This is a genomic window from Polaribacter litoreus, from assembly GCF_054584775.1.
Genome location: NZ_JBTLRD010000002.1, coordinates 57,114 through 75,913 on the forward strand (window position 1 = coordinate 57,114; position 18,800 = coordinate 75,913).

Below are 18,800 nucleotides of genomic sequence, written 5' to 3' on the forward strand. Positions count from 1 at the left end.
TTTGTTTGCTACAAAGATATTGGAATAAGCACGGCTATCAAATTAATGCTAATGTTTTCATTTTTGATATGGTAAACTTTAATTTTATATATTTAAAACACAAAAAAACCGAATTGTTAAGAAACAATCCGGTTATTATTTTAAATAAACTATCCCCCAATAGTATATTCAAAAAAAAATATATATTCAATTTTTATGCTAATTTATAAAATTTATTAATAATTGTATGGTGTTAGTTTCCGAACTACAAGTTATAGTTTCCGAATAAAAATTTAAACAGTTTGTTTTTTTATTGGATTTGATCTGCAAAAGCATTTTCAAAATCGTCTTTATGACCTCTGCTAATTGGTATTTTAGAATTATTTATCAAAATGGCCTCTTTGTCTTTTTTAGAATATGTTTTTATTTTATTAATGTTAATAATCCAAGATCTGTGCGCTCTTACAAAACTGGTGTCTTCTAAAAAAAGGTTTTCGTAATAACTAAGTTTTTTAGTAACAAGGTATGTTTTATCGTCTAATAAATGAATTTTAGAATACATTCTATCTGCTTCTATGCATAAAATGTCGTTTATTTTTACAATTACATAATCGTTTTTATGTGGAATTGCAATTTTTCTATTGTTTTCTTCTAACAATTTATAACGCAGAATAGCATTTCTGTTTTTTATATTTTGTGCTACTTTAGCAACAGCCTCTTTTAGTAAATCTATATCTATAGGTTTTAGTAAATAATCTACGGCTGCCACTTGAAATGCTTTAATGGCATAGTTATCGAAAGCAGTTACAAAAATTACTTGAAAGTTAATTTCATTGAATTGTTTTAACAATTGAAAGCCGTTTTTTTGCGGCATTTGTATGTCTAAAAACACCAAATCTGGCTTTAGGGTTTTTATTAAGTGTACAGCATCATCTACATTTGCGGCTTCTGCCAAAATAGTTACATTGGTGCAAAAGTCTTTTAATAAAAACCGTAGGTTTTCTCTTGCATTAATTTCATCATCAACAATTATAGTGCTAATTTTATTCATCTGAAAAAGAGTAGGGTATGTTTATAATTACTTTGGTTCCGTTTTCTATTTTTTCATATTTATAACCAATATTTGTTTTATAGTGGTCTTTTAAAATTTTTAGTTTGCTACTTATTGAGTTTGTAGAAAAAGATTTTTTGGTTCTATTATTTTTAGTATTAATAATTGTAGAAGCTTCTATGCCTATGCCATTATCAATAATAACACATTTTAATGTTTCTTTTAAATAAAATTTAATTTCTATTTTACCAATACCATCAGTTTTATGCAGCAAACCATGGTTTATGGCATTTTCTATAAACGGCTGAATAATCATAGTTGGTATTTTTACATTATCTATTGTTTCTGCACCTGTAATTTTATAGGTAAATCCATTTTGAAACCTCAATTTTTCTAATTCTAAATATTTTTTTATGATGGACAACTCTTCATCAAAATACACAAAACTCTTGTTGCTTAACATTAAATTTTCTCTTAATAATGATGAAAATTTTGTAAGGTAATTATAGGCATCTTGTTTTTTACCTTTTAGAACTAAATTCTGTATTGAGTTGAGTGCATTAAACGTAAAATGCGGATTCATTTGAGACTGTAAGGTTTCTAGTTTAGAGGTTATTAATTCTCTTTGCATTCGTTCTTTTTCAATAACTTGTTTTTGTTTTCTTTGTTTTTTTCTAAGATTTTTTAAAATTATGAACCATAAAATAACAAAGCAAAAACTAATCATTAAAAATATAAACCAAAGTTGTTTATAATAAGGCGTTTTAATTTTTAGTTTTATTTGTTTAACCATAGCTTTTTTGTCTGAGCCTTCTTGTATCGCTTTTAATTTGATGGTATAATTACCTGGAGCTAAGTTGTTAAACGTAATTTGATTTATTCCTTTTTCTATAGTGTTCCAGTTGTTGGAGTTGGTATCATCTAATAATTTATAAGAATAAATGATATCACTATTTCCTAAAAAACCATTGGTTTGAAAATTAATTTTTATTTTTGTTTGGTCGGATTTTAATACATAATCAGCTTTCTTTTCTACTTTTTTGTCATTGATTAAAATTGAAGTAATATAAAAGTCTAAATTTTTTCTTGTTATAAAAACTTTTTCTTTGTGTACTTTAAATAACCCTTTATTAGAGCTAAAAAAAATATAATTTTTAAACGGAATAATTTCTGAAATGCTGAAAGAGTTTATACCGTCTTTGAGTGTTATGTTTTTAAATGTCCCTGTTTGGGTATTTAATAATTGCAGACTTTTATCTGTTGCTACCCATAAAAAATTACCATCTCCTTTTATTTTACCAGCTTGGTTAGATAATAATCCGTTTTTAACAGTATAATTAAATAGAGGTTTGTTGTTTTTAATACCAATAATTCCATCTTTTAAAGTAGAAATCCAAATAATTCCGTTATCAGTTTCATCAATATCTATGGCAATTATGGGTTTTTTATTAAATTCAATTTTTATGTTTTGGTTATTATTGGGATGTTTTCTTACACCATCTACATACCCCACAAAAATTTCGTTGTTTTTACTATAATGTATTGTATATGCTCTTGTATTTCTTAAAATTGTTCTTTTTTTAGTATCAATATTAGTAATTCGAGCACCATTATGGGCAGCATAAAGTACGTTATGATTATCAGTTACAACAAAATCTTTTGCATTATCTAAAAACCTGTGTATTGTATATTTTTTTCTCTTTTTGTTATAAATTAACGAAAATTTGCTTAAACTAATAAAGATATTATCTTTACTAGCCTCTATATCATATACTTTGTATTTAGCTTTCTTGCGTAAATAATTTAATTTGTTACTTTCGATATTTAAGGTTATTAAGCCACCATCTACAGAACCAATAAATAATGAGTTTTTGTCTATTTTGGTCATTGCACTTATGTTATTCCTATCTTCTGGAATTTCATATTTTTGGATGTGTAAATTGGGCATTATATAAATACCATTCCTTAAAGAAATAAACCAGTAATTGTAATCTCTATCTTTTAATAGACCGCCAACATCTTTTCCTTTAAAATAGGTAGTAATTTGTTGCAATTGTCTGTTTTTAATAGTGTAGGTAAAAACGCCTGAATATGTACAGAACCAAAGTTGGTTATTGACCTCGTATATGTTTATAATTTCATTGCTCTCAAAAAACTTAGGCAGCTTAATTTCTCTAAGTTCATTATCAATTTCATAAAGTAATTTTGGTTTTATTTTATTATTATTTGCTCTATATGTATAGATTAACTCTTTGTTTTGGTAAGAATAAATTGCCCATTGATTAAGATTTAGTTCTTTGCGATTCTCAAAATTGTATATCGTTTTTGGTTCTGATTGTTTTGTAGATAATATTATTTTATTATTAACAATAGTATATAAACTATCGTTAGAGGTCTTTTGTTTTATTAGTTTTTCTGTGTTAAATTTTCGTTTTTTAGAAGAGTTATTTATGTTATAACTAACAATTCCAGAACCTGTACCTATAAGTATATTGTTATTATAAAAAGTAAAAAAGGTTAAAGATCCATTGGTTTCATCTCCTAAATCAGCAAAAAGATTTAGTTCATTATTTTCTATAAAAAAGAATTGTCCAGAAATATTGTTGCACCAAATTCTGCCTTTATGATCTTTTTTTAAACCAAACACAGAAAGACCTCTTTTCTTTTGATGTGTATAGTTTGTAAATACTTTTCCATCGTACCTAAAAAGCCCTTTATTTGCTGCCAACCAAATAAAACCTTTGTTATCTTCAATAATATCGTAAAATTCAATATCGGGTAAATTGTCTTTTTCTGTTAAATGATAGTAAACCGGATGTTGGGCTAAAGTTTTAGCGCCAATAAGCAAAAGATAGAAAAAAAGATAAAAAGCAATTCTTTTCATAAAGGTTACAATCAACATTTTAAAAATAGTTAATATAAATAATAAAACCCATTGCAAAAAATTGCAATGGGTTTTTATATATAGAAATGTTGTTTTTTGTTAATATCAGAATTATTGATTCAGATAAAAAGAATAAAACTTCTATTGCTTATTTTACTTCTTCAAAATCAACATCTTCAACATTATCTCCTTGATTTGAATTGCCTTCAGGTTGCCCTTGCTGTGCACCAGCTTCTGAGTTAGCACCAGCAGCTTGTTCTGCTTTGTACATTTCTTCAGAAGCTGCTTTCCAAGCTTCATTGATTTTTTCCATTGCAGCATCAATCTGAGCTAAATCTTTAGACTCGTGTGCAGCTTTTAATTCAGTTAAAGCCGCTTCAATTGGTTCTTTTTTATCTGCGGATAATTTATCACCAAATTCTTTCAATTGCTTTTCTGTTTGGAAAATCATAGAATCTGCACCATTCACTTTTTCAGCAGTTTCTTTTGCAATTTTATCAGCATCAGCATTTGCTTCTGCTTCACGTTTCATTTTTTCGATTTCTTCTTCAGATAAACCAGAAGACGCTTCTATACGAATATCTTGAGATTTTCCTGTTGCTTTGTCCACTGCAGAAACTTTAATAATTCCGTTTGCATCAATATCAAAAGTTACCTCAATTTGTGGTACACCTCTTTGTGCTGGTGGAATATCTGTCAATTGAAAACGTCCAATTGTTTTGTTATCAGCAGCCATTGCTCTTTCTCCTTGTAATACGTGAATATCTACAGAAGGTTGATTATCTACAGCAGTAGAAAATACTTGCGATTTTTTAGTAGGGATTGTTGTATTGGCATCAATTAATTTTGTGAAAACATTACCCATAGTTTCAATACCTAATGATAAAGGCGTAACATCTAATAACAATACATCTTTTACATCACCCGTTAAAACACCACCTTGTATCGCAGCACCTAAAGAAACAACTTCATCTGGGTTTACACCTTTACTTGGCGCTTTACCAAAGAATTTTTCTACAGCTTCTTGAATTGCAGGAATTCTTGTAGAACCACCTACTAAGATAATTTCGTCAATTTCTGAAGTTGATAAATCTGCATTTTTTAACGCCGTTTTACAAGGCTCAATAGTTCTTTTTACTAAATCATCTATTAATTGCTCAAATTTAGCTCTAGATAAAGTTCTTACCAAGTGTTTTGGTCCGCTTGCAGTAGCAGTTACATAAGGTAAGTTAATTTCAGTAGATGAAGAACTAGATAATTCAATTTTTGCTTTTTCAGCAGCTTCTTTTAAACGTTGTAAAGCCATTGGGTCTTTACGTAAGTCCATATTTTCATCAGCTAAAAATTCATCAGCTAACCAATTAATAATTTTTTCATCAACATCATCACCACCTAAGTGTGTATCTCCATCAGTAGCCAATACTTCAAAAACACCATCACCTAATTCTAAGATAGAAACGTCATGCGTACCACCACCAAAGTCAAAAACAACAATTTTTTTATCATCATTTGCTTTGTCTAAACCATAAGCTAATGCAGCAGCAGTAGGCTCGTTGATAATTCTTTCTACTTTTAAACCAGCAATTTCACCAGCTTCTTTAGTAGCCTGTCTTTGTGCATCATTAAAATAAGCAGGTACAGTTATTACTGCACCAGATACATCAGTACCTAAATAATCTTCTGCAGTTTTTTTCATTTTTTGCAATACCATTGCAGAAATTTCTTGAGGTGTATATAAACGACCATCAACGTCTACTCTTGGTGTATCATTGTCTCCTTGCACTACTTTATAAGGTACTCTTTTTACTTCTTGTGTAGATTCAGAAAATTTATTACCCATAAAACGTTTAATAGAATACACAGTTTTAGTAGGGTTTGTTACTGCTTGTCTTTTTGCAGGGTCACCAATCTTACGTTCTCCTCCTTCAACAAAGGCAACAATAGATGGTGTAGTTCTTTTTCCTTCAGCGTTAGGAATTACAACTGGCTCATTACCTTCCATTACAGAAACACACGAGTTTGTTGTTCCTAAATCTATTCCTATAATTTTACTCATAATATTTATTTTATATTAAATTTTGTTTTCAATTTTACAATTTCTATTAGTCAAATGCTGTGCCAACAGGTTTTTGCCTGAAAAATGTCAGTTTTTGAAATAAATACACTCATAGTTATGACAATATGACACAACTTGTTAATAGTGCAACTCAACGAAATGTGTTTTCCTTTACGCTTTAATTTTTATATATTTGAAATGTTCTATATGAAACAAAACAATATTTAATACATTAAACAAAAAATCATGAGTAAATTTGACGAGAAAGTTGCTTTGTACAAAAAATTTATGGACGATAGAGATATCCGTTCAAATACAGAATTATTAACTGCGGTAACTAAAGGTTTAGGCCCATCTATCTATAAAAAAGACGCAGAAACAGTTTCTGGTTCTGATGCAAAAGAATTAGCTACTGTTAAAAACAATTTTTTAATTAAAAAATTAGGTTTAGAAGATACACCAGAATTGGATGAAAAAATTGGAGAAGTAATCGAAAGAATTGGTAAATCTGAAAGAAATAAGTACAGAGCAGTAGTTTATTATATGCTTGTCAAAAAATTTGATAAAGAATCTGTTTACGGTTTTTAAATAGTAGATTTTAATAAATTGTAAAAATCCAGCTCAATTGAGTTGGATTTTTTATTTTTACAGTAAAATCTTTAATCTATTTTACGAATGTCGCAATTTATTAGTGTTTTTGATATACTTAAAATTGGTGTTGGTCCATCTAGCTCACATACTTTAGGTCCTTGGAGAGCTGCCCAAGAATGGATTAGTAAATTGAGAACTACTAACCTGTTTGATAAAATTGATGCAGTAAAAGTAGATTTATACGGTTCTTTGTCTTTAACAGGAAAAGGACATGCTACAGACTTGGCCATTTTATTGGGTTTAAGCGAAGCTGACCCAGAATACATTCCTATTGAAGATATTGCAATTATTGTAGATCGAATTAATACCCAACAAGAAATTTATTTTAAAGGAGGTAAAAAAATACCATTTTACAAAGATGCTATTGTTTTTAATCGAGATTTTTTGCCTTTCCATTCTAATGGTGTCACTTTTAGAGGTTTTTCTGATGGCAAAGAAATATCTACAGAAACGTATTATTCTATTGGAGGTGGATTTATTGTACAAGAAAACAATAATTTAGAAGAAGAAATAGAAATTAATAAAACCAATTTTCCTTATCCTATAAATCGTGCAAAACAATTAGAAGAGTATTGTGAAAAAGAAAATTTGCTAATATCTGACATCGTTTTTAAAAATGAATTAGAAATTAATTCAGCAGAAAAAATTGATGCTGAATTGCATAGAATTTGGGATGCCATGTTAGAGTGCATGTACATTGGCTGCCATACAAATGGTACACTTCCTGGTGGATTAAATGTAAAACGTAGGGCTTTTGATACTCATTTAAAATTGATAAAAGACGCAGCATATACCAATCCTAAAGAATGGATTACTGCTATAAGAAGTTCTGAAGTTAAATTTAGAGAAATTTTAAAATGGGTAAGTTGCTTTGCACTTTCTGTAAATGAAGTAAATGCAGCTTTAGGTAGAGTAGTAACAGCACCAACAAATGGAAGTGCAGGAGTTATACCAGCAGTTTTAATGTATTATTTGGTGATTGAAAATCACGATGCAGATTTTAAACAAATCAAACAATTTTTATTAACTGCTGGCGAAATTGGCAGTATTTTTAAGAAAAATGCTACAATTTCTGCAGCAATGGGTGGTTGTCAAGCAGAAATTGGTGTGTCTTCTGCAATGGCTGCAGGCGCATTAACAGAATTGTTAGGAGGTTCACCTGCTCAATCTTTAGTCGCAGCAGAAATAGCCATGGAACATCATCTGGGTTTAACTTGCGATCCTATAGGTGGTTTGGTACAAGTGCCTTGTATTGAACGTAATTCTATGGGAGCAATAAAAGCAATTAACGCAGCAGAAATGGCGTTAGAAACAGATCCTAAAGAAGTAAAAGTACCATTAGACAAAGTGATTGACACCATGTGGGAAACAGCAAAAGACATGCACAAAAATTACAAAGAAACTTCTGAAGGTGGTTTAGCCATTCATGTTGGTTTGGCTGATTGTTAATTCAGTCTACAGTCTACAGTTTGCAGTATTCAGTTTAATTAAGACTGCAAACTGAATACTGTAAATTAAGTTCTATCTAGTAAAAACCAATTCTGTATCACTAGACATTTCTTCAGAAAAACCATAACCTTCAACATTAAAACCTTTTAAATCTTCTAAAGTTTTTACGTTGTTTTCTATAATATAACGTACCATATATCCACGTGCCATTTTAGCATAGGTCATAATGGTTTTATATTGTCCGTTTTTAAAATCTTTAAAAACTGGGGTTATCATTGGTACTTTTAAAACTTTTTTTGGCACAGCTTTAAAGTATTCTGTACTTGCCAAATTAATGAGTAATTCATCATCTTCTAATTCATCATTTAAAGATTTTGCTAAAGTGTCATCCCAAAATTTATATAAGTTTTCTTTTCTGCCCACCTTTAATTTTGTGCCCATTTCTAATCTGTAAGGTTGTATTAAATCTAAAGGTTTTAATAAACCATACAAACCCGATAAAATTCGTAATCGATCTTGTAATAAAGGCAATTTTTCTTCTTCCAAAGAATTTACATCAATTCCTTGAAAAACCGCACCTGTAAACGCATAAATAGCTTGTTTGGCATTTTGTGGTGTAAATGGTGTTTGCCATTCTTGGTTCCGTTGATAATTTAATCTTGCCAAATCATCAGAAATAGACATTAAATCTGATAACTTATTTTTAGACAGTGTTTTTAGTTTTTTGTTTAGTTTTTCAGATTGGGCTAAAAAACGAGGTTGTGTATGCAAACTTGTAGGCACTTTACTTTCAAAATCTAAAGATTTTGCTGGAGATATAATGATTTTCATTTGTTTCTATTTTACTATTGTAAAAATACTAATGATTCTAAAAAACCTAAAACAATGTCATCAATTTATATTGATAAAACTATTCATAAAATTGATGCTATTTTCTATTTCGATTTTTTTTTCCAATTAAAATCAAACTATTTCATTTATATTGGGTCTAATGATTACAATTAACCAAAAACAACTTGAGTAAAGACGCTGAACTTGTAAAAAAGTTGAAAAACCCAGCACTAAAAGAGAGTGCTTTTAGTGAGCTGATCGATGCTTATCAAGAGCGGTTATATTGGCATATCAGAAAAATTGTTTATACTCATGAAAATGCAGATGATGTATTGCAAAATACCTTCATCAGAATTTATAAAAATATTGCTAATTTTCAAGAAAAGAGTACTTTACATACTTGGATGTATAGAATTGCGTTCAATGAATCCGTACGTTTTATAGAAAAAAATAATAAAAAACGTTATGATAATATTGAAACTATTTCTCAATCAAATTTAGAAGTTTTCTTTGAAGATGAATATTTTGATGGTGATGATATCCAGAAAAAACTAAACACAATTATTGAAGGATTTAAAGAAAAACAAAAACAGATTTTTCAAATGAAATACTTTGACGATTTAAGTTTTCGGCAAATTTCAGAGATTTTAGACGTATCTGAAAGTACTTTAAAATCTACCTATTATACTTGTGTAAAAATTATAGAAAAAAAAATAATAACCTAACACCAAACTATTGTTGAAAAGTTGGGTCTAAACTTATATACTATGCAAAAGTCTACAGAAAAAAATAACCAAAATAACTTTCTAAAAGAAGGCATACAAGATGGTATTTCTAAACATCATGCCGAATATTTAGGTACTACTATACCAGAAGGTTATTTTTCAACATCTAAACGTTCCATCTTAGATAAAATTAAAGAAGAAACAAAACAAGATGGAATTGCTGAGAAACAGCAAGCCAAAAAACAGTTGGTGTTTTACATGCAACCTCAATTTAAATATATTGCTGTAGCCTCTTTAGTGTTTGTTTTGAGTATAACAATATGGTTGCAAAATATAAATAATCAGAGTGATGTTACTACCAATATTATAGAATCTGTTGCTTATCAAAATGATGTTTTAATTGAATCATTATTAGTTGCAGATGAAGATGTAGATGCGTTTGCAGATGCCACTTTGTTTAACGAAGTTGTAGTAAAAGCAGAATTAAAAGAACAAAAATTAGATAATTTAATTTTAGATTCGTTAATCTTAGAAGATTCATTATTAGATGATTACATGGATAAAAAACTCATAGAAACAATCATTTTATAAAAAAATAAAAAACTTTCAAACTATTTTAAAAATTTTAGTTCTAAGTAAATAGAAACTTTAATCATTAACAAAATAAACAATATTATGAGAACTTCAATTTCAAAAGAAAACATTTTAAAATCGAGTATTTTATTTTTTACAATCAGTGCATTTGTATTACTAGCTTTGGTATTTACATCTTGTTCAGATACTGATGGTGTAGAGGTAATTGACGATACAGCCTTGATAGAAAAAATAGAAAGCGCTACAAAAATTACTGTAGAAGCATCAACTCTACCAACTGCAACAGTGTCTGTATTGAATAATGATTTTGCAGATACTTATGTAGAAAAAATACAATTAGCAGAAGGTTTAGGATTTAAAGTTGCTGTGGTTTCAGATGATCAATCTTTACAAGAAGCAACAAGTGATGTGTTTTTCACGATCCAAGGTAAACAATTAGCAGATACCAACGAAAAAAGATTTAGAAGAAGTAAATGTTTTGAGTTTGTATACCCTATCGTTTTAATTATGCCAGATGATTCTTCAATCACTTTAAATAGTAAAGAAGATTGGAGTTTAAAAAAGGACTGGTATACAGCAAATCCTGAGGCAACAGAAAGACCAGAATTGGTATTTCCTGTAGATGTAACACTAGAAGATGGTACTGTGCAAACCTTAATTGATAGTGATGAGTTAAGCACAATTAAAGATTCTTGTAAAAGAGGAAAAGATAGAAGAAAATGTTTTAAAATAGTATTGCCAGTTAGCTTTACAATGGCAGATGCAAGTGTAATTGAAGTTGCAGAAAGAGCAGATTATAAGTTGTTGAGAGAATGGAAAAAAGCAAATCCGGATGCTACTCAAAAACCAGTAATTAACTTTCCTGTAGATATTGAGTTTAGAGACGGAACTGTTGAAACTATTGAAGATTTAGCGTCTTACGTAGCAGCAAGAGTAAGTTGTAGAAATTAATTTGTAATTTTGTCCTCTAGGGTAAAAGAGTAAAATAAAAATAATGAAATTAAAAAGTATCATACACATAATTAGTTTTTTAGGTTTGATGGTATTTCATACAACAAGTTTTGCTCAAGATTCCAATTATAGTTTAATTAAAAAAGAGCTTACCCAAAAGCAAAGAGATTTACTGCAAAAAGAACGAGAGGTAATTAAAGCAAATCGCGAAGCTTTTAAAGCGTCTCTAACTCAAGAGCAATTGGCAATTTTAAGAGATAAAACCATTTCAAAATCAGAAATTAGAAAACGTTTAGTGGCTACTTTTTCTAGAAATCAAAAAAGTATGGTACAAAGTCAACAAGTTCGTTTACGTAAAACCAGAGAAACTTTTAGAAAAACCCTAACTGGTGAGCAACGTAAAATGTTAAAAGAACGGATTGACAAAATTAGAAATTCTAAAGATAGAGGAGAGTTAAAAAACGGACCGAGAATTACAAATGATAAAAATAAAAAAGTAAGAAATAGAGGTAATTAGCCTTAAGGCATTTATGACATATTTATATCAAGAATTAAAAACAACTTTAAAAGTTTTTGGGTTGCTACTATTTTCGGTAGCAACCTCTTTTTGTTCTTATGCACAAGAAAATTCAGTTGATAATTTAGATGATATAGATGAGTTAATTGACGAACTTTTTTTTGACGATCAACAATTTTTAGACGAAATACTAGAAAGCAGTTTATCCTATAACTTTTTATACACTTCAGTATCTTATAATAGCAACACTTTTTTTTCTGGTAGAGATTCTGGGACAGATCAATTTAATATAATTCCACAAGTTTCTTATTGTCATTCGTCTGGATTTAATGCCAGTATTTCTGGTATTTATTATCAAGAATTTGCGCCAGCTTGGGATTTTACAAGCGTTTCTTTAAGCTACTTTAATACTTTAGGAAAAAACAATTCTTTTGTTTATAACATAGGATACAGCAAGTTTTTTTATACTGATGAATTTGATGATTTTACCAACTCTTTAGATATCAATTTAGGGATAAGAAATAAAAAGAGAACTTTAGGAACAACCATTGCAGCCTCCTATTTATTTGGTTCAGATGAATCGTATCAAATTGTGTCTAGCAGTTTTGCCAACATCACTTTAAAAAGAACTCCTAATTTTGCAATACGATTTAGACCTAGTGTTAATTTTATAATTGCAGATCAAAGTATTACCTTTAAAAGTCTTACAAGAGTTATTGGAGGTTTTAAAATTATTACAATAACACAAAATGTATTTGATTTGTTAAATACTCAAATTTCGTTACCTATATCCTTTTCTACGAGTTCTTGGGATTTTGAGTTCGGATACAACTTAAACATTCCTAAAGCTTTACCAAACGAAACCAATCTGAGTAACACAGGTTTTTTTAATCTTTCTTTAGGATATATGTTTGATTTTGATACAAAGTAATAAGGTGTTTTTCAATCCATCTATTCATAAACAATGTATAAACAAATGCAAACACAATCAGAAAGATTATTTATTGATAATCGATTTTAAGTGATTGAGCTGAAAAAACTCCAATTTTTTAAAACGTTTTTATGTACAGATTAAATAATATGAGTTTGAGATTAAAAACGCTGATTATTAGTATATTATAGTTTTATGCTATCAAGTGAATATCATTTTTACTAAAATGGCGAAATCTTAATTTAAATTTGAGATTTCTCAGCCACACATCGTTTCTATCGAATTAACAACCTGCTGTTTTTTAGTAAATTAAGCCTACATCACGCTAAAAACTTATATCAAAATCACGTTAAAAATAACTTTTGTTATGAAACTGCCTCTTTATAAACTTTTAAACAGCGTTCTCTGGCAAATTTATGGTCAACAATTTCTTTATCGTAGTTTAATTCTTGAAATTCTGGAACCCATTTTTTAATATATTTTAAATCTTTATCAAATTTTTTGATTTGGGTTGTAGGATTAAAAATTCTAAAATAGGGTGATGCATCAACACCAGAACCAGCTACCCATTGCCAATTACCTACATTGCTAGACATCTCATAATCATGCAATTTTTCTGCAAAGTAAGCTTCGCCCCATCTCCAATCAATTAATAAATGTTTACATAAAAAACTACCAACTAACATACGTACTCTGTTGTGCATAAAACCAGTTTTGTTGAGTTCTCGCATACCTGCATCTACTAAAGGATAACCCGTTTTTCCTTTACACCAAGCTTCAAATTCAGTTTCATTATTTCTCCACTCTATTTTATCGTATTTGGCTTTAAATGCTTTGTTAGGTGTATGCGGAAAATGCCATAAAATTTGCATAAAAAATTCTCTCCAAATCAACTCTTTTAAAAAAGTGCTATTATCGCTTTCAGCTGCTTTTTCTACCATTCTGCGAATACTAACTGTGCCAAAACGCAAATGTGTTCCTAATTTTGATGTTGCATTTTTAGCCGGGAAATTGCGTGTTTCTTGATATTCATTAATTAATTTAGAAGAAACTGTATAAGAAGCTACTTTTATAGATGATTCTGTAAAACCAATAGCATCTAGAGATAAAAAAGGGTGATTTGTGTTTTTAACAAAATTATCCATTTTTTTTTCTGATGGATAAAACTGAATTTTTTGGTTTTGAAAAGCTTCTAACCATTTTTTAGAGTAGGGTGTATATACTTTATACGGATCTCCATCTTGTTTTACAATTTCATTTTCCTCGTAAATAACTTGATCTTTATAAGTCTTAAAGTCGATATTTTTAGAGGATAAGAACGTTTTTATTTCAGTGTCTCTGTCTTTAGCATAAGGCTCATAATCTCTATTTGTAAAAACGGTGTTTATGTGATTTTTTTCTGATAAATCTTTATAAATATCAATTGGTTTTCCATGAAAAACAGCCAAAGAGCTGCCTATTTTTTTTAATTGATTATTGATGTTTTCTAACTCTTGATGTATAAATGTAACTCTAGAATCATCAGAGGGAAGTTTAGAAAGAATTGTATCATCAAAAATAAAAATAGGAAGTACTTTTTTACCAGATGTTAAGGCGTTGAATAAACCACAATTGTCATTTAATCGTAAGTCTCTTCGAAACCAAAATATGTTTATTTGTTCTTTCATTTTAATATTTGTAATTTTTAAAGAAAGCGTGTCATTTCGACCTTGTGGAGAAATCTAAATTCTAATTTTTAAAGTAGATTCCTCAATTTCGCTATCGCTTCATTCGGAATGACAGATTGAATTTCAAAAAAAGTTTAATCCTCTTTAAACGCTCCAAAAAGTTCAGTCAATTTTTCTTGTCTATAATTAAAAATTTCTTCTAGTTTAGGCTTAACTAAAAACGGATGTACGAGTTGCCCCAAAAACCCGAGAGGTACTTTATAATGTATAATATCTTCAAACTCAACTCCTCCTTTAACTTCTTTAATAAAATGTTTGTGATCCCATAAGGCATATGGGCCATATAACTGTTCATCAACAAAATACGCTTTGTGTTTTACTTGCGTTATTTTAGAAACCCATTTTGTTTTGATGCCTAAAAGCGGCGTAACAATATATTGAATAATTTGTCCTGCATATAAAGGTCTATCTGCCCCAGATTCGATATTAAAACCCATATATTCTGGAGTAATAATTTTTAGATTTTTTGGGTTTGATAAAAAATCCCAAGCTTTATCTAAACTTATTGGAAATTTTTGTTTTCTATGGAATGTGTATATTTTCACAATTATTTAATTTAAAATAGGGCTAGGTTCAGAAGTTTTTTTTCTTTTGATTTGATCATTTATACCATTCCAAAGTTGTATTCTTTTTTGTAACGACTGTTGGGCTACATGGTTTGCCTCACCCCATTTTTTATTATCATTACCACAAAGTTCTTCAACCATTTGTAAAGAAAGTGGGCCATGCTCGTCTCCATCCAATTCAATATGACGTTCTAAGTAATATTTTAATTTGTTATAAGATGTATGTTCTGCACCAGAATTCTTTAAAATTTCTATAAACATATCAGGTATTACATCTTCTCTACCAAACGTAAACGCAGCAGCTATAAGATGAGGTTTATTGGTACGAATGATAGAGAATGTATATTTAACAAAATCAACAATTCTATAATCTAGATGTATTTCATTAAAAGCATAATCAATACTATTACCAACTTTTATAGCATTTAAAAAATGTGATATATTTTCAGTTTTTGCATCAATTTGTAGCATAGCATCAAGATACATTTCAAAATGACTTTTTGGTTCGCCAATTTCGTTAACATCACTTTCTTCCCCATGTACTATTTCATTGATAAACCTAGACAAGGTTGGGTTTTTTGGAGGAATCCAAGGTAAAGTTGTTGTAGTTAAATGGTTCTGTAAACTTTTTAAGAGAGACATAAAATCCCAAACTGCAAATACATGATGCTCCATAAAAATTTTAATATCTTCTACAGTGCTTAAATTTCTATACAATTCATGATTTTGGAGCTGTACCCTTAAGTTTTGTATGTTATGTTCAATTTGTTCTATGCCATTCATGCAAATGTATATTTTTTATTTAATTGTAAATTAACACGTACAGATTTAATGATGTTGCAATACATAACCAAATCATGTAAGGTAGTATAAGGTATTTATAATGGTTTATTTTTGTGCTAAATTTAAAGAAATAGAGGCATAATAGTGCAGTGAGGAAAGTAATATTTACGAGCCCCAAAAATACCCAGTGCTGGTTAAAAAAAAGGTAATTCCAACTTACATTCAAAATAAATTGAACAAAGAAAAGAACTTTCATTTTTTGAGAGTTATCAACCAAAAAAAGTTTCCCTAAATAAATAGAAAAACAAATCATAATTGTTGTCCATGCTACACCAAATACCCAACCTGGAGGTGTCCAAGGAGCTTTGTTAAGGTTTGCATACCAATCTGTCATTGGTCCATTATCCATCAACCAATTTCCAATGGCCAACCCACCAAAATTAATCACTAAAAATAAAAGGGTGAGCTTAATTTGTTTCATTATGATTTGGCTTGTAGCGCTTCAATTTTTTTCAGTAAATTATCGGCCTCTAGGTATTTTTGATCACTATCGCTTCTATTGATCGATTGCAATTTATAACCTTCTTCCATTAATTTTTTATACTTTTCTTGCAGTTTTTCTACTTCAGATTTCTTTTTAAATAATCCAAACATATTTTTAGTTTAAGAATTTAGTAATTTTTTTACTTGTAGGTTTGGTAATTGAAAAATAATAATCAATCAATTTACCCTCAGGAGAAACCAAATACTTTTGGAAGTTCCATTTTACAGAAGAACTTTTTTTTCCATTTAAACTTTTGCTTGTTAACCAAGTATAAAGCGGATGTTGATTTTGACCTTTTACATCAACTTTTTCAGTAATTAGAAAAGATACACCATAATTTACTTGACAGAATTCTTGAATTTCATCTGCTGATCCAGGCTCTTGTTTACCAAATTGATTACAAGGCACTCCGATTACAACAATTTTATCTTTATATGCTTTATGCAATTGTTCTAATTCTTTGTACTGAGGTGTAAAACCACACTTAGATGCCACATTTACAAATAAAATGTGTTTCCCTTTAAAATCAGAAAATTGTATAGGATTATTGGTGAGACTATTCATCTCAATTGCGTAAATATCTGTCATAATTAAAAGTTATATTTTAAAGCTTACGATTCCGCAGTCCAATTCAAATATTTGACCTGATATGGAGTTAGCTTTATCTGAAATTAAAAAACCAGCTAAATCTGCTACTTCTTTTGGGGCTAAGAATTTTTTAAGAGGATGACGCTCTTTAATACTTTCTATCATACGATCATTACGAAGTAATTTAGATGCTAAATCTGTATCAGTTACAGTGGGTGCAATAGCGTTTACACGAATGGTTGGAGCTAATTCTGCACCTAAAGATTTGGTTAAACCTTCAACACCAGATTTAGCAGCAGCCACACTAGCATGAAAAGGCATTCCTAGTTTTGCAGCAACTGTACTAAATAATAAAATTGATGGGTTATTTCCTTTTTTTAAGGCTGGTAAATAATGTTGTATTGCTTTTACGGCGCCAATAACATTTATTTCGAAATCGTTTCTAAAATCTTCTGCTTTTAACCTTGAAATTGGTTTTAAGTTGATACTTCCTGGACAATAGATTAAGGTATCTATTTGGTCTATTTCTGGTAAGTCATCTTTAAGAATATCACCATCATAATGGGTCAAGTTATTGTGAGGCTGCAAAGGAGCAGTCCTACTAATATTAATAATTTGATGTTCACTAACTAAAGCATTTACAATTGCATTACCAATTCCTTTGCTTCCTCCAATAACTAAAATTTTATTCATATTGCTTTAAGGTCTTCCTTTCAAGCGCTTTTCAATTTTTTGTTTAACTGCTGTTAAGCGCTTCATTTGATCCATTATAGCCGGATCTTTATCTACTTTGTATACTTCATTAAGCTCTAAGATAAGAGCTTTTACTTCTCTTGATGCTAAAATACGATCGCTGGTTGTTTTAAATGAAAACTTTCTGTTTTCAAACTCTACAGCTCTTTCTAATAAATTCATTCTTTGTTTTCTCTATTTTTATCTAATTCGGCAATATAGATATAAAAGTTAGAAATGCAAGAAAAATCTGAATTTATTATATTTTAAGCAGCGGTTAACGGTTTACCTTTTAAACGCTTTTCTATACGCTGTTTTATAGCAGTTAAGCGTTTCATGATATCCATTATTTTTTGGTCTTTATTTTTTTTATAGATTTCATTTAAATCAAGTATTAAAGATTTAGCCTCTCTAGAAGCTAAAATACGATCACTGGTTGTTGGAAATCTCATTTTTCTGTTTTCGAATTCTAGTGCTTTTTCGATAAGTTCCATAACTTAGTATTTTAAAGTGTTTTGTAATTCAACGATTTTTTGTTGGTTTTTAAATGTACCACCAAAGTAAGAAGTTACTGTGGATGAAGTATCATCTTTAATTCCTCTAGATGATACACATAGATGTTTAGCGTCTATAATAACAGCTACATCTTCGGTGTCTAAAATAGTTTTAAGCTCCTCTGCAATTTGGTTGGTTAAACGTTCTTGAACCTGAGGTCTTTTGGCATAATATTGTACAATTCTATTTAGTTTAGATAACCCAATTACTTTACCCGATGATATGTAAGCCACGTGTGCTTTACCAATAATTGGAACAAAATGGTGTTCGCAATTGGAATAAAATGTGATATTCTTTTCTACCAACATTTGGTTATATTGGTACTTGTTATCAAACAAAGCTACTTTTGGTTTATTGATTGGATTTAAGCCAGAAAATATTTCATCTATATACATTTTGGCTACTCGTTTTGGCGTTCCTTTTAAAGAATCATCAGTAAGATCTAAACCCATAACATCCATAATTTCGGAAAATAGATGCGTTATTTTTTCCTTCTTTTGTTCGTCAGAGAGTACAAAAGCATCTTTTTTCATTGGTGTTTCTAAACCAGTATATAAATGGTCGTTGCCAATGTCTTCAAACGAAAAACTATTTAATTTTTCTGATGCTTTTTTTTCTTTTAATGTTACTTCTGTAATCATCTTGTATCTTTTTAATGTGCTGTCCTTAAGTACTCTAATCTTAAA

At 29.4% G+C, this 18,800-nt stretch carries 21 protein-coding genes; 7 read left to right on the forward strand and 14 right to left on the reverse strand.

Annotated features, from left to right (window positions below):
• Positions 1-289: 289 nt before the first annotated feature.
• The 3 genes from ACW9UN_RS01435 to dnaK all read right to left on the reverse strand — a co-directional run bounded on the left by ACW9UN_RS01435 (position 290) and on the right by dnaK (position 5,970).
• Positions 290-1,030 (reverse strand): LytR/AlgR family response regulator transcription factor, encoded by a 741-nt coding sequence (locus ACW9UN_RS01435; RefSeq protein ID WP_459483229.1) that lies wholly within the window; start codon positions 1,028-1,030, stop codon positions 290-292.
• On the reverse strand, positions 1,023-3,914 hold the full coding sequence (locus ACW9UN_RS01440) for a sensor histidine kinase (protein ID WP_459483231.1): 2,892 nt from the start codon (positions 3,912-3,914) through the stop codon (positions 1,023-1,025). Before ACW9UN_RS01440 ends, ACW9UN_RS01435 begins: the two co-directional genes overlap by 8 nt.
• Positions 3,915-4,062: 148 nt before the next feature.
• The gene (gene dnaK, locus ACW9UN_RS01445; RefSeq protein WP_459483233.1) at positions 4,063-5,970 is read right to left on the reverse strand and encodes a molecular chaperone DnaK; all 1,908 of its coding nucleotides are present in this window, start codon (positions 5,968-5,970) and stop codon (positions 4,063-4,065) included.
• Positions 5,971-6,216: 246 nt separating this feature from the next.
• On the opposite strand from dnaK, the gene ACW9UN_RS01450 reads away from it, so the two are divergent.
• Complete coding sequence (locus ACW9UN_RS01450; protein WP_397445813.1) at positions 6,217-6,558, forward strand: DUF2853 family protein; 342 nt, start codon at positions 6,217-6,219, stop codon at positions 6,556-6,558.
• An 87-nt stretch (positions 6,559-6,645) separates the two neighbouring features.
• Positions 6,646-8,070, forward strand: a complete 1,425-nt coding sequence (locus ACW9UN_RS01455; protein ID WP_459483235.1) for an L-serine ammonia-lyase — start codon at positions 6,646-6,648, stop codon at positions 8,068-8,070.
• 72 nt (positions 8,071-8,142) lie between these two features.
• On the opposite strand, the gene yaaA is transcribed toward ACW9UN_RS01455, so the two are convergent.
• Positions 8,143-8,901, reverse strand: coding sequence for a peroxide stress protein YaaA (yaaA, locus tag ACW9UN_RS01460; RefSeq protein ID WP_459483237.1), 759 nt, complete (start codon positions 8,899-8,901; stop codon positions 8,143-8,145).
• Between the two features lie 185 nt (positions 8,902-9,086).
• Between yaaA and ACW9UN_RS01465 the strand changes: the two genes are divergently transcribed.
• The 5 genes from ACW9UN_RS01465 to ACW9UN_RS01485 all read left to right on the forward strand — a co-directional run bounded on the left by ACW9UN_RS01465 (position 9,087) and on the right by ACW9UN_RS01485 (position 12,619).
• Positions 9,087-9,626 carry an RNA polymerase sigma factor gene (locus ACW9UN_RS01465; protein WP_459483238.1) on the forward strand — a complete coding sequence of 180 codons (540 nt, stop codon included), beginning with the start codon at positions 9,087-9,089 and terminating at the stop codon, positions 9,624-9,626.
• Between the two features lie 42 nt (positions 9,627-9,668).
• The gene (locus tag ACW9UN_RS01470) at positions 9,669-10,217 is read left to right on the forward strand and encodes a hypothetical protein (RefSeq protein ID WP_459483240.1); all 549 of its coding nucleotides are present in this window, start codon (positions 9,669-9,671) and stop codon (positions 10,215-10,217) included.
• Positions 10,218-10,301: 84 nt separating this feature from the next.
• Positions 10,302-11,171, forward strand: a complete 870-nt coding sequence (locus ACW9UN_RS01475; protein ID WP_459483241.1) for a hypothetical protein — start codon at positions 10,302-10,304, stop codon at positions 11,169-11,171.
• 43 nt (positions 11,172-11,214) lie between these two features.
• Complete coding sequence (locus ACW9UN_RS01480) at positions 11,215-11,688, forward strand: hypothetical protein (RefSeq protein ID WP_459483243.1); 474 nt, start codon at positions 11,215-11,217, stop codon at positions 11,686-11,688.
• A gap of 13 nt (positions 11,689-11,701) precedes the next feature.
• Entirely contained in the window at positions 11,702-12,619 is a 918-nt protein-coding gene (locus ACW9UN_RS01485; RefSeq protein WP_459483244.1) for a hypothetical protein, read from the forward strand.
• A gap of 365 nt (positions 12,620-12,984) precedes the next feature.
• Here ACW9UN_RS01485 and ACW9UN_RS01490 read toward each other — a convergent pair whose 3' ends face one another.
• From ACW9UN_RS01490 to folE, 10 genes are all read right to left on the reverse strand, one after another.
• Positions 12,985-14,286, reverse strand: coding sequence for a cryptochrome/photolyase family protein (locus ACW9UN_RS01490; RefSeq protein WP_459483246.1), 1,302 nt, complete (start codon positions 14,284-14,286; stop codon positions 12,985-12,987).
• Positions 14,287-14,420: 134 nt separating this feature from the next.
• Positions 14,421-14,891 (reverse strand): SRPBCC family protein, encoded by a 471-nt coding sequence (locus ACW9UN_RS01495; RefSeq protein ID WP_459483248.1) that lies wholly within the window; start codon positions 14,889-14,891, stop codon positions 14,421-14,423.
• Positions 14,892-14,897: 6 nt separating this feature from the next.
• The gene (locus ACW9UN_RS01500) at positions 14,898-15,695 is read right to left on the reverse strand and encodes a DUF3050 domain-containing protein (protein WP_459483250.1); all 798 of its coding nucleotides are present in this window, start codon (positions 15,693-15,695) and stop codon (positions 14,898-14,900) included.
• A 19-nt stretch (positions 15,696-15,714) separates the two neighbouring features.
• Positions 15,715-16,176, reverse strand: a complete 462-nt coding sequence (locus ACW9UN_RS01505; protein WP_459483252.1) for a TspO/MBR family protein — start codon at positions 16,174-16,176, stop codon at positions 15,715-15,717.
• A complete protein-coding gene (locus ACW9UN_RS01510) occupies positions 16,176-16,349 on the reverse strand; it encodes a Lacal_2735 family protein (RefSeq protein WP_459483254.1) in 174 nt (57 codons plus the stop codon). The genes ACW9UN_RS01505 and ACW9UN_RS01510 overlap by 1 nt, the downstream gene beginning before the upstream one ends.
• Positions 16,350-16,353: 4 nt before the next feature.
• Complete coding sequence (locus ACW9UN_RS01515) at positions 16,354-16,827, reverse strand: glutathione peroxidase (protein ID WP_459483256.1); 474 nt, start codon at positions 16,825-16,827, stop codon at positions 16,354-16,356.
• A gap of 9 nt (positions 16,828-16,836) precedes the next feature.
• The gene (locus ACW9UN_RS01520; protein WP_459483257.1) at positions 16,837-17,520 is read right to left on the reverse strand and encodes an SDR family NAD(P)-dependent oxidoreductase; all 684 of its coding nucleotides are present in this window, start codon (positions 17,518-17,520) and stop codon (positions 16,837-16,839) included.
• 6 nt (positions 17,521-17,526) lie between these two features.
• The gene (locus ACW9UN_RS01525) at positions 17,527-17,742 is read right to left on the reverse strand and encodes a hypothetical protein (RefSeq protein ID WP_459483258.1); all 216 of its coding nucleotides are present in this window, start codon (positions 17,740-17,742) and stop codon (positions 17,527-17,529) included.
• An 83-nt stretch (positions 17,743-17,825) separates the two neighbouring features.
• Complete coding sequence (locus tag ACW9UN_RS01530; RefSeq protein WP_459483260.1) at positions 17,826-18,053, reverse strand: hypothetical protein; 228 nt, start codon at positions 18,051-18,053, stop codon at positions 17,826-17,828.
• 3 nt (positions 18,054-18,056) lie between these two features.
• Positions 18,057-18,755, reverse strand: a complete 699-nt coding sequence (gene folE / locus ACW9UN_RS01535) for a GTP cyclohydrolase I FolE (RefSeq protein ID WP_459483262.1) — start codon at positions 18,753-18,755, stop codon at positions 18,057-18,059.
• Between the last annotated feature and the right edge of the window lie 45 nt (positions 18,756-18,800).